The sequence below is a fragment of the Brucella tritici genome (assembly GCF_008932285.1).
Taxonomy (GTDB): Bacteria; Pseudomonadota; Alphaproteobacteria; order Rhizobiales; family Rhizobiaceae; genus Brucella; species Brucella tritici.
The window spans coordinates 822796-834671 of sequence record NZ_WBVY01000001.1; the positions used below are offsets into that span (position 1 = coordinate 822796).

Below are 11876 nucleotides of genomic sequence, written 5' to 3' on the forward strand. Positions count from 1 at the left end.
TCCTGAGATCAATGGTTGCGCGTTGTCAGCCCTTGCGGGCCGGATCTGTAATGGGTGAGTGTCCGGTCGGCATGAGACAGCCGCCACGACAAAGCCTTCTGGGCGTAGTCGCGAACGAGAACCGCATAAGCGGGATCTTCAGCCAGATTGTTGAATTCGTGCGGGTCTGCCTTCAAATCGAAGAACAGTGGCGGCAAGGCCGCAAAATGCACGTACTTGTAGTTTTCGTCCTCAATTACGCAAAGGCTGCAATCATCTTGGGAAAGCTGGACCGAATTCTGCGGCTGATCGTAGAAGACGTCGCGGAAGTCGAACTCGTAATGCAGTTCTGTACGCCAGTTGGCGGGCTTTCCCTCGCCCAGAAACGGCAGTAGCGAACGTCCGTCGCAAGCACGTGGCGTTTCCCCGCCCAACCACTCGAGGATGGTTGGCATGACATCGATGCTTTCGGAAAAGCCTTCTTCAATCTGGCCAGCGTGCCGGTTCTGTCCTGCATCCTTTATAACCAACGGAATGCGGAAACTTTCGTCATTGTAGCCAATCTTGCCAAGCAGATGATGATCACCGAGCTGCTCACCGTGATCGCTGGTGAAGATGATCAGCGTATCGTCCCACTGACCCGTTTCATCAAGGTAAGCGAAGACCCGCCCCAGACAATCGTCGATTTCCGTAATCAGGCCGCAATAGGTGGCGCGCATCTGGCGAATCTGACCCTCGTCAAGCGTTGCACCCGACCCTTCCGCCCCATGAAAGAACGAACCGCGCCTGATGTGATCGATATAATGCTTCATAAGGGGATGCTGTGCCGCTTCGGCATCCGGACTGTCCGCGCGAACGGGTGCAGGCATATCTTCGGCCTTGTACATCGCATGATAAGGCGCGGAGGCGACGAATGGCGGATGTGGACGATAATAGCCAAGATGCAGGAAGAAAGGCTTGCCATCCCTCCCCTTCAAGTATGTCAGCGCGCGTTCGGTGAAGAATGTAGAATCCGAAAACTCCTTCGGGATACGCGACGGCTTGTCGGTAGCGCCCGGAACGGAATGCTCCCCTTCCGGCAGCCAGATATCTTCGCGATTCTCCGGCAGTTCGAAGCCGTTCTGCGCCACCCAGCCAAAATACCCGTCCATATTGGGTTCGAATGCGCCTACGGAGCGAAACCCGTCCATGATATCGCCAAGAACCGTAAAACGCGGATCTCTGTGGGACGTCGAGCGCGGATCAGGTGTCGTCGTCGTGTAACCGATGAGCGCGGGATCGTAGCCGATGGCACGAAGAGCTTTGCCGAGATTCAAATGGCGCTGATCGAGCGGAACGGTGTTCTGCACTGCCCGATGGTTCATCAGGTAGAGCCCCGTAAGCAGGCTTGCTCTTGCCGGGCCACACGGCACGCAGGTCGTGACGTGATTGCGGAAGGTCAAGCCTTCCCGGCAAAGGCGATCAAGATTGGGAGTTTTGAGGAAGGGTTCGCGCCCCTCCGCCCGCATCAGGTGAGGGATAAAATCTGCTCGCCATTGATCAACGACGATAAGCAGGACATTTTTTCTGGTCATATTGGCCTCGTTATTTCCGAGGCTTACTAGGACCCTTATATATCAAGGGCATGACCCTTGTGTAATGTTTTGGTGAAGCTCTGGTTACAGAAACGCCGACCAAAGGCCGGCGTTTCACATATGTCGATGGAATAGTCGATTATTCCGCCTTGGCTTCGATATCGACTTTGTCGAGCAGAGTGAGCGGATCTTGCGATGCCGCTACCATTTCGAGAGCGCCAATTCCCTTTTCAGCTTTCGCTTTGACAGAGAGCTCGAAAATGTTTGGCTTTGCGAGGAAAGTAGAAAACGCCGTCGCAACATCCTGCAATTGTGGCTGGTCAGCTGCCAGCTCCTGCAGAGAGGCTGCAGCCATCAAAGATATCGTGCTGCGCACTTCATCTTCCGACATATCTTTTTCTTTAGCATAAGTCTTGATAGCCTTGGAGATGATGCCCTTTTCCTCAATTTTCAGGTTTACTTGCTTGGCCTTGAGCCCAAGCAGAGCGACCTGCATCATCACCTTGTCGCCAGAAAAGAATTCCTTCGTCAGACCGCCCATCAAACCGGACATTGATACGGTACCCATATCCTTGCCGCTGATCGAGATGTCCTTAATGATCAGATTCTGGTTTGCTTCATCCCAGCTTGCCTCAAAGTTTGACGACATGGTGAGACTATCATAGCCAAGTGCCCGAAGCTGCTGGTAAAACTCGTCATCAGCCTGTGTCGGCACTTTGAGCGACATATCTTCGTACGCGACGCGTACATCGGTCGGAATACCGTTGTAAGGTTTGTTGAGAGCGACTTCGTAGCTCTTCATGGCGAACTGAATGCGTTCAGGCAGCGAAGGAACCGACGGTTCTTCGGTTACAGCCTGATCTCCATCGTCCGCGTTTTCTTCGCCTGCATCAACATCTTCAGACTTTTCATATGGCAGATCGGCGTCGATCCCCACGACCTTAAGCGTACCGAATTCCGGAAGCATGGTCGTGAAAGGGAAGTTTTCAACTTCGTCCTCATTCAGCGCGGCAAACTTTTTCAGGGCTTCGACTGAAGTTGCCCAGGAGAAGCCCTTCAAGGAAGCTTCCTCCATCTTCATGTAGTCCTGACCTTCGGAGAAGGCCAAACCTTTGATCGTCGCATCCATCTTCTGATTGTCGAAAGAAACTGCGACGCGCTCGATACCGCCTTTGCCTTTCGACGCATCAGTCGGCTCGATTTTCATGCCGAGCATTTCGACATCGCCTTTGCCGATCATGTCAAACAGAGAACTCAACTGAAGAATAAGCTCGCGCGTTTCTTCCGGCGAAAGTTCGTCCGCATTTTCGAGGGACTGGAGCTTGTTCAAGGTTTCGGTAAACGGCACGGCAGGCATGCGAGCCGTGAACCCACTGCTGCGAATTTCATCATAGCTGAAATTCGCATCCTTCGTCTTCATGACGATATTCTTCGCCGAGAACGGACCATAGACCGGCTTAGCTTCCTTGTCGTCCGGGCCTGCCTTTTCGGTGTAGAGACGGGCGAGGAAGACACCATCGATGTCCTTGCCTTCTGCAGGCCCCATAGTGCCTGTCATCTTGTCCGAGACTTTTTCACCGTCTTCACCCGGAACTTGGATCGTGAAGTCGAAAGCCGTGCCGCCCGCCGTATAACGAGCAACCTTACCGAGGTTGATATCTTCCAGTGCAACGTCCTTGTAGACAATGTTCTGTTCGTTATTCGCGACGGTCTGGATAACCTTGATTTCCTGCGCAGTCAGGCGCTTTGCCGAGAACCGACCAACCCGCTCCGGCAGCGTCAGACCGCTATTGCCGAAAGTATCTTTCAGCATGGCGGTATCGAAATTAGCGTCCTCGATTGCCACGCTTGGAATTGAAATCTTGTAGTTTCCGATCTCCGTATCAATGCCCGACGCATTTAGCATGCCGGTGAGGAACAGAAACTTGGGACGTCCGTCAACCGAAGCGATACGAACGTTGGAGCCATCCTTCAGCGGCAACGTCACGTCGCGCAGATGAATACGTCCGAGAAAGTCAGCTTCGACGGACGAAGCCTTGCCGCCACGCTTTTCAAGCTGAGACGTAATCGTCTTCTCAAGTGTGATCTTGTATCCGGTCAAACCGGCCGCAGCGATAGCGATTACCGCAACCGCCGCCCATAGCGCCTTGCGCCCACCCTTACGGGTTCCGTTCTTTGCCTGCTCCACGATGCTGGTCCTTTCAGCGCAAATTAAAACGGTGTCTGTGCAAGCCATTGCCAGAACGAATTCGCGGACGAAAGGGAGGCTTCGACATCGCGTAAATACGGCTGAAACAACTGCTTGAAACACACAGCCTGAATCGGTCAGGCAGACAGATGCTCTAACTACCTGAAATTGCAAGCGCAAGCAGGATCGTAAAAGTTTCTCACAATATTTTACAGTTTGCTCAAGCAATACTCGAACAAAGCAACGCACGAAGCATTCTCGGTTCGAATGAAATATCTATGGAGCCATTTCAGCTATTGAAGCGGTTACTACCCCTCTCAATCAAGCATCGAGATACTGTCAGCCACTCAAAGCGGGTGATCGGGATGCGGAGATGTACCATAGGCACCCCAGATCGATTGATCGAAATTCACGATGGCACCCGTCATCAAGCCGGATTCTTCCGAAGCCAGAAATGCTATCGCGCGAGCAACTTCACTTGGATCGATCAATCTGCCGAAAGGCTGGCTCTTCGCCGCGTCATCCAGCCAGTTCTCCGGCGCATTATGAAATTCACGTTGGATACGATCTTCACCGTCCGATGCCATCCAACCTATATTCAGGCTATTGATGCGGATACGATTGCGCAGAACCGAATAGGCCACATTCCGGGTCAGGGTGTCCAGTGCCCCCTTGGAAGCACAATAAGCTGCAATAAAAGGCTGGCCGCCCATCGACGACATCGAAGAAATATTGACGATTGTCCCCTGCACCTTATCGCGTCGGAACAGTTTTATTGCCTCTTGAATGAGGAAGAATGGTGCTCGCGTATTCACAGCAAATAAACGGTCGAACAATTCCGGACTGGTGTCCAGAATGGTGCCCCGATCCGTCAGACCTGCAGCGTTTACGAGGACGTCTAGCTTTCCAAAAACACGGTCAGCTTCCGATACGATCTTGCAGCAGTCTTCCACCTTCTCAAGATCAGCCTGCACGAAGACGGCTTTGGCTCCGAGATTTACCAACTGATCGACTTGCGCGCGTCCTTTTTCAACCGAACGCCCGCATATCACAAGACCTTCAGCGCCTCTTTCGGCAAACAGTTTCGCTGTTGCTGCTCCGAGCCCCTGCGTACTTCCTGTGATGACAGCAACTTTACCGCTGATTTGTCCACTCATTCTACGCTCCGAAAATCCCTGTCAAACCCGACCACCCAGTTCAGCAGTCAGGTTGGCGAGCTCCTGTCCGCCCGCCATGAGGCTTTGTAGTTCGTCCATGTCCACATCGTTCTTCGTGCGTGTTCCAAGCGTTACCCCGCGATTGAGAACTGTGAACTTGTCACCGACTGCATGAGCATGACGAACATTATGTGTGATGAAGATCACACCCAGCCCGCGTGAGCGCACAAGATTGATGTATTTGAGAACCATAGCCGTTTGCCGCACGCCCAACGCAGAGGTCGGTTCGTCGAGGATCAGCACCTTTGCGCCGAAATAGACGGCGCGGGCAATCGCCACACATTGGCGCTCGCCTCCGGACAGAGTACCGACAGCTTGCTGCGGATCACGCACATCGATCCCGATCTTGCGCATCTCTTCGCGCGTTATTTCTTCGGCCTGCAGCGTGTCGAACCAGCGGAAGGGCCCGACGCCCTTTGTCGGCTCGCGTCCAAGAAAGAAATTCCGCATGACCGACATCAGCGGGATCATCGCAAGATCCTGATAGACGGTTGCAATGCCATGATCGAGCGCATCGCGTGGGCTTTTGAAGATGACTGGCTTCCCCTCGACCAGAAAGTCGCCGCTGGTCGGCTTGTGAACACCGGAAAGCGTCTTGATCAGGGTTGATTTGCCTGCACCATTATCGCCAAGCAGACAATGCACCTGTCCCGGTTCCACACTCAGCGAGACGCCGTTCAACGCAATGACCGGACCGAAATGTTTAACAAGATTGCGAACTTCAATGATGGGTGTCGTCATGGCAAATCTCCCTCTCAGCGCTCGCCGGTCGCGCGCTTGCGAATGAAATTGTTGAAGAGCACCGCGATCAGAAGCATTCCGCCGAGGAACACCAGATACCAGTCCTGATCGATCTGGGTATAGGTCAGCCCGATCAACACCATGCCGAAGATGATCGCTCCGAAGAACGCACCAATTGCAGAACCATAGCCGCCGGTCAGCAGACAGCCGCCGATGACCGCAGCGATAATCGCCTCGAACTCCTTCTGGAAGCCACGGCGCGCATCGGTTGAACCGGCATCCAGAACGGTAAGGATAGCCACCAACGCCGCAGCCATTGCCGTACACATGAATAACGTCGTCTTGACGCGACGCACAGGCACGCCGGAATTCCGAGCAGCCAGAGCGTCACCGCCTGCCGCAAAAATCCAGTTGCCGAAACGTGTGCGCACCAGCACATAGGTTGCGATAAGGGCAATGGCGATGAACCAGAGAACCTCGACCGGCACACCTTTTACCGAAGGCTCACCATTGGGAAATTTGTCAATCAGGTCGTTTTCAGCCATCCAGGCGAAAAATCCCTGAAAGGCATCGCCCGAAAAAATACCGGCAAGATAACTGCCTGCAACCGCTTCCTTCACCCCACGCAACTGGGTAGCGCCGCCTGTTGCCCATTTCAGCCCAACCAGCGACAGACCGCGCAGAATGAACAGGAATGCGAGCGTTACGATAAATGATGGCAATCCAGTCCGGATAACAATCTGGGCATTCACCACACCCACAAATGCGGCGAACAGCAAGGTAACGATGATGGCGATGGCAAGCGGCACCTGCCATACAACCAAAGCTGCGGCGAAGATCAAGCCAGCGAAAGCCACCATCGAGCCAATAGAGAGATCGAATTCACCGCCAATCATGAGAAGTGCCGCAGCGACGGCTAGAATACCGAGCTGCGAAGCAGGGGCCATGAAGTTCATAATGCCGGCTGCGGTAAACATAGCCGGATTGGCAACTGAGACGAAAAAGATCGTAATAAGGATCAGGCCGGAGACCGCCCCCAATTCCGGCCGACTCAGGAGCCGTTGCAATGGGCTCGCCGACTGAAGTCGCTCATCCTTCGATAGCGCCGCCGTGCTGGCCTTTTCATGGGGAAGTGGCTCACTCATGATCTTCTCCTGATTCATTTTGGGTACAGAGACCCGTTCCCGCCCATTTTCATGGGCGGGTTCGATATCAGATGGTCTAAATGATGCTTACCGGATGCCCTTGGCCGAAAGTTCCACGACCTGCTTGGCCTTGTCCTTGGTGATCAGGTTCGGACCCGATGGGACATTGCCACCCGGCATCAAACCGTATTTCGCGTTAAGCGCGAGGAACGATACCGGAAGATAGCCTTGCAGGAACTGCTGCTGGTCGATGGCGAAATCCGCCTGCCCCTTTTCGACAGCTTCCAGGAAGCCCGCCGACATATCGAACGTCGCAACATGGATTCCACTGCGACCGCTTTCGGCAGCGGCTTTCACAGCCGGTTCACCTGCCAATGTCGCATTGAGCGTCAGGATTGTGTCGACGGCAGCATCAGATGCCAAGGCAGCACGAACCTTGGCTTCGTTTTCAGCAGGATCGGTCGATGTCGGCAGAACCGTTACATCGCCAAAGCCTTCCTTGAAGCCTGCGCAGCGCTGATCGAGCGAGACGTTACCCACTTCCTGATTGACGCAAATGCCCTTCTTGCCGCCAGCGTTCTTCAATGCTTCGCCTGCGACCTTACCGGCATCGAATTCATCCTGACCGACATGCAGCAGAGCGCCGAGCTTCTTCGAGGCATCGGAACCGGAATTCATGGAAATGACCGGAATACCGGCTGCTACAGCCCGCTGGATTGACGGTCCAAGCGCATCCGCATCTGGAATGGAAACCACAATACCCTGCGGCTTCTGATTGATTGCGGCGTCGATAAGCTGGGCCATCTGCACCATGTCAAAAGTTTCCGGCGCACGATAATCAACCTTCGCGCCGGTATCCTTCGCCGCTTCGGCAACACCATTCTTCACGACAGACCAGAAGGGGTCCGAAGCCTGACCATGACTGACGACGACGATATTAATATCGGCCGCGTGAGCTGCGAAAGACGCAGCCAGCAAGGCCACCCCGGCTACGGCCGACTTCAATAGAGATTGCATGTTCACTCCTCCCTTGTCCGGCACTCCCCGCCGGTTTGCGTTAACGCTTTACCTTTCGCCTGCTGTATTCCGGCGCTCCTCCAAGCGTTTTACCCGTGAACACACGCAGCTCGTGGATCTCTTCAATAGAATGAAACATTCATAACAAATTATCGTGGAATTATAATTCCATTTCTGGTAGCCCATGTCAATCGCATAAGCTGCCGACGATATGCTTATTTCCCAAAGGAGTTGCGCAGCACCAAACGCTTCGACCATCGTTTCTGGAGGAATGACAATGGCTGATAGGGCTGAGGTTGTGGTGACAGGTTTGATCGGGTCCGGTTTCATGGGCAAGACGCACGCCCTCGCGCTCGCAAACGTCAACCGGGTGTTCGACTTACCGATTGAAGTGCAGCTTCACACATTGGCCGATGTGAATGTGGAATTGGCAAAAAAAGCCGCAAAACAACTGGGATTTGCAAATGCTACCGACAATTGGCGTACACTGATCTCAAACCCGGATATCAATCTCATCGACATCACAACGCCAAACCGGTTTCACAGGGAAATGGCGCTCGCCGCCATTGAAGCGGGCAAACACGTCTATTGCGAAAAGCCGCTTGCACCCACCGCTGCTGAGTGCCTCGAAATGACGCTCGCCGCGGAACGGAAAGGTGTTCAGACTGCCGTTGGGTTCAACTATCTGAAAAATCCGATGATAAAACTGGCCAAGGAAATCATCGACAGCGGTGAACTGGGCGAAATTCGCAATTTTCGCGGTATTCATGCGGAAGACTTCATGGCCGACGCTGACATTCCATGGACCTGGCGTCTCGATCCGGCAGGCGGTGGAGGAGCGTTAGCCGATATAGGCAGCCATATCATCGCTACAGCACGCCATCTTGTTGGCCCGATAACGGCGGTTATGGGAGACGCCGTCACAATCATAAATGAGCGCCCAGATAGTTTGAACCTTTCGCAGATAAAACCTGTGGAAGTGGACGATGTTTGCCGCGCTTTCGTACGTTTTGAAAACAGAGCGACCGGCACACTCGAAGCAAGCTGGATCACCAGCGGTCGCAAGATGCAGCACGATTTCGAGATTTCTGGATCGAAAGGCTCCCTGTTCTTTTCGCAGGAACGCTTCAACGAACTCGACCTGTTTCTCTTTTCCGACAAAAAGGGACAACAGGGCTTCCGCAAGATTTTCGCCGGACCTGAACACGAACCCTATGGCGCATTTTGCGTAGCTGGCGGCCATCAGATTGGCTTCAATGATCTCAAGACAATCGAAGTCCGCGACTTCCTGCTTGCCGCAATGGGACAGAAGAACAATCCCGCCGATTTTCGCGAAGGATATGAAGTCCAGAAGACGGTAGAAACCATCTACGCCTCTTCCCGCGAGCGTCTGTGGAAAAATGTCTAGCCTACACGGGAGGTCGGATGGACGATGAACTCGCCATCCACCGTCATGATTTTCGCTCGAATACCGTAGACATCATGCAATAGCTGTGGCGTGAGAACTTTCGTTGGTTCCCCATCCGCAACGATATGTCCCTTGTCGAGCAGAATAAGGCGCGTGCAATGCTGTGCCGCAAGGCTCAACTCATGCAATGAAGCGACGACAGTTCTGCCCTCTTTTGCAAGTTTAGCGAAAGTTTCCATCAGCCCAAGCTGATGAGAAGGGTCGAGCCCGGCCACCGGCTCATCGGCAAGTATTACGGGCGTATCCTGCGCCAGAACGCGTGCGATCAGCACGCGTGCCCGCTCTCCACCGGAAAGCTCCATCGCCGACCTTTCTCGAAATCGCGTAACGTCCATGCGCTGCATTGCAGTCTCGATGAGCATTTTATCCTGCGCACTCATACTTGCAAAAACCGGCTTCAAAGCAGAGCGCCCCAAAGAAACAAGCATCTCCACTGATACCGGCCACGCAACATCACGCTCCTGCGGCAGATAAGCGAGGTTCTGCGCTTTTGTGGAAGCACTCATCTGGCGTACATCGCCCCGGTCGAGCGAAATCTCCCCTCGGGAAGCAACCAGTTCCAGAATGGCGCGTAACAATGTCGTTTTCCCCGCGCCGTTAGGTCCAATCAGTCCGATGAATTCACCGCCATGAACATCGAAACTTGCGTCGCTGAGTGCCGCCTTCCCGCCAAGCGTAACGGAAAGATTTTTTATCGAAAGCGATGTCATACAAGCTGCCTCCGATACTTGAACACAAGCCATAGAAAGAATGGTGCGCCAATGATTGCCGTCAGAACGCCCAGTTTCAGTTCACGCCCCGGCATGACGACACGCACCAATACGTCAGCCGCCAACAACAGGGCGGCCCCGCCGAAACCGCTTGCAACCAGCAATCGTGATGGACGCGCACCGACAAGCGGACGCAGAAGATGAGGAACGACCAGCCCTACGAAACCGATAGCACCGGCAACAGCGGTGGAAGCACCCACGCAGGCAGCTGTACCCAGCACGGCAAAAAGCTGCACACGAGCCAGATTGACACCCATCGTTGCCGCAGCATCGGCCCCCAGTGTCAGACTGTCGAGTGATCGCCCGAGTGCCAGGAGCATCGCCCAGCCAATAAGGATAAATGGTGCGGCGAGAGCCACATGCGTCATCGATCTATCGGCCAGCGATCCGAGCATCCAGAAGACGATTTCCATTGCGGCAAATGGGTTGGGCGACAGGTTCAGCGCCAGCGCCGTCAATGCACCAGCGAGGCTCGTCACCGCGACACCGGCCAATATGACCGCAAGCGTACCGGCATTGCGCCCTGCCAGAAGCTTGACGAGAAACACCGACACAAAGGCACCTGCAAGCGCGAGGAGCGGCAAAGCCAGCGGAAACAGAAGTGAGAGACCGCTGTAAATAGCGATAACCGCGCCGAACGACGCGGATGCGCTCACGCCAAGCAGGCCGGGTTCCGCAAGCGGGTTGCGCAGGTAGCCCTGCAAGGCAGCGCCGGACAATCCAAGCGAGGCCCCGATAAGAAGCGCGAGCAGTGCCCGCGGCAGGCGAATTTCGCGCATGACCAGCACGATCATTTCGCTGTCATCGCCGAAAAGCGCCTTGAGGCTGTCGGTAATACCGATCGTCGCCGGCCCGGTCAGCAACGAAATGATGAAGAGCAAAACCACAAGCATGGCCAGCCCGACGAGCAGAAGATAGAAGCGGTTACGTTCAGTCACGCGCCGCCTCCGCAAGTTCCGCCACGGCTTCGACGCTGAATGGCCCACCGCAAACTGTCAGATTATCCGCTATCGTCACCGCCCTCGCCTGTTTTTCAAGCGCCCGCAACGCCGGATGTTCAAAATTCTCGAAAGCCAGCGCAGGCGCGCGATCTCTTGAACTACGCACCAGAATATCCGGCTTCTCGAGCACCAGCTTTTCCAGCGGCAGCGGAGCTGAACCGCTGATCCCTGCCTTGTCGGCCAGATTGTCAAGCCCGGCAAGACGCACGGCCTCATCAACCAGCGTTCCCCGACCTGATGTGTAACTGTTGGCATTATAAAGCGCGACCGTCTTGCGGCGGACCGGGGGCTGGATTGCCGCCAGAGCAGTTTTCATTTTGTCGATTTCCCGGCTGGCTTCCGCCTGTCTTCCGAGCAGCTCACCCATGCGGCGCAGATGATCTTCTATATCACCGAACGAGCGTGCTGGCGCGAACTCTTCCACACGAACACCGAGCCTGCGCAATAGCCCAACCGTTGCCCTCGACGAAAATGTGCCCGACAGCACGAGATCAGGCTTCATCAGAAAGACCTCTTCTGCCTGCGCATGGTTGACCGGCAACTCCCGAGCTTTCGCAGCCATGACGGACAATTCCGGGTCCTGTGACAAGTACGAAATCGACTGCAACTGGCCCTCATTGGCCAGCAGCAATGCAAGCTGATCGGTGCATACGTTAATGGAAACGACGTGATGGGGAATGTCCGCGGCGTCTGCAGAATTTCGAACGAAAAGGGCCAGTCCCGCCGCGAGGCAGAAGCTGGTGATCCATTTTGCGGATGCCCTTTTCATTCTCTGT

General features: G+C 54.6%; 10 protein-coding genes. 1 reads left to right on the forward strand and 9 read right to left on the reverse strand.

Annotated features, from left to right (window positions below):
* Positions 1-8: 8 nt before the first annotated feature.
* From pehA to F9K94_RS04145, 6 genes are all read right to left on the reverse strand, one after another.
* Positions 9-1553, reverse strand: coding sequence for a phosphoric/sulfuric ester hydrolase PehA (gene pehA, locus F9K94_RS04120; RefSeq protein ID WP_151643786.1), 1545 nt, complete (start codon positions 1551-1553; stop codon positions 9-11).
* Positions 1554-1692: 139 nt separating this feature from the next.
* Positions 1693-3741, reverse strand: a complete 2049-nt coding sequence (locus F9K94_RS04125) for a hypothetical protein (RefSeq protein ID WP_151643788.1) — start codon at positions 3739-3741, stop codon at positions 1693-1695.
* A 347-nt stretch (positions 3742-4088) separates the two neighbouring features.
* Positions 4089-4898: an SDR family oxidoreductase gene (locus F9K94_RS04130; RefSeq protein ID WP_151643790.1), complete on the reverse strand. Its 810-nt coding sequence runs from the start codon at positions 4896-4898 to the stop codon at positions 4089-4091.
* A 21-nt stretch (positions 4899-4919) separates the two neighbouring features.
* Positions 4920-5699, reverse strand: a complete 780-nt coding sequence (locus tag F9K94_RS04135) for an ATP-binding cassette domain-containing protein (RefSeq protein ID WP_151643792.1) — start codon at positions 5697-5699, stop codon at positions 4920-4922.
* A gap of 14 nt (positions 5700-5713) precedes the next feature.
* Positions 5714-6844: an ABC transporter permease gene (locus tag F9K94_RS04140; protein WP_151643794.1), complete on the reverse strand. Its 1131-nt coding sequence runs from the start codon at positions 6842-6844 to the stop codon at positions 5714-5716.
* Positions 6845-6931: 87 nt separating this feature from the next.
* Positions 6932-7861, reverse strand: a complete 930-nt coding sequence (locus F9K94_RS04145) for a sugar ABC transporter substrate-binding protein (RefSeq protein ID WP_012091817.1) — start codon at positions 7859-7861, stop codon at positions 6932-6934.
* Between the two features lie 277 nt (positions 7862-8138).
* On the opposite strand from F9K94_RS04145, the gene F9K94_RS04150 reads away from it, so the two are divergent.
* On the forward strand, positions 8139-9269 hold the full coding sequence (locus F9K94_RS04150) for a Gfo/Idh/MocA family protein (protein ID WP_151643796.1): 1131 nt from the start codon (positions 8139-8141) through the stop codon (positions 9267-9269).
* On the opposite strand, the gene F9K94_RS04155 is transcribed toward F9K94_RS04150, so the two are convergent.
* The 3 genes from F9K94_RS04155 to F9K94_RS04165 are packed head-to-tail and all read right to left on the reverse strand — an operon-like array spanning position 9266 to position 11869.
* On the reverse strand, positions 9266-10039 hold the full coding sequence (locus tag F9K94_RS04155; protein WP_151643798.1) for an ABC transporter ATP-binding protein: 774 nt from the start codon (positions 10037-10039) through the stop codon (positions 9266-9268). The genes F9K94_RS04150 and F9K94_RS04155 overlap by 4 nt on opposite strands.
* Positions 10036-11037 (reverse strand): FecCD family ABC transporter permease, encoded by a 1002-nt coding sequence (locus tag F9K94_RS04160; protein WP_151643800.1) that lies wholly within the window; start codon positions 11035-11037, stop codon positions 10036-10038. Before F9K94_RS04160 ends, F9K94_RS04155 begins: the two co-directional genes overlap by 4 nt.
* Positions 11030-11869 carry an ABC transporter substrate-binding protein gene (locus tag F9K94_RS04165; RefSeq protein WP_151643802.1) on the reverse strand — a complete coding sequence of 280 codons (840 nt, stop codon included), beginning with the start codon at positions 11867-11869 and terminating at the stop codon, positions 11030-11032. The genes F9K94_RS04160 and F9K94_RS04165 overlap by 8 nt, the downstream gene beginning before the upstream one ends.
* Positions 11870-11876: the final 7 nt, after the last annotated feature.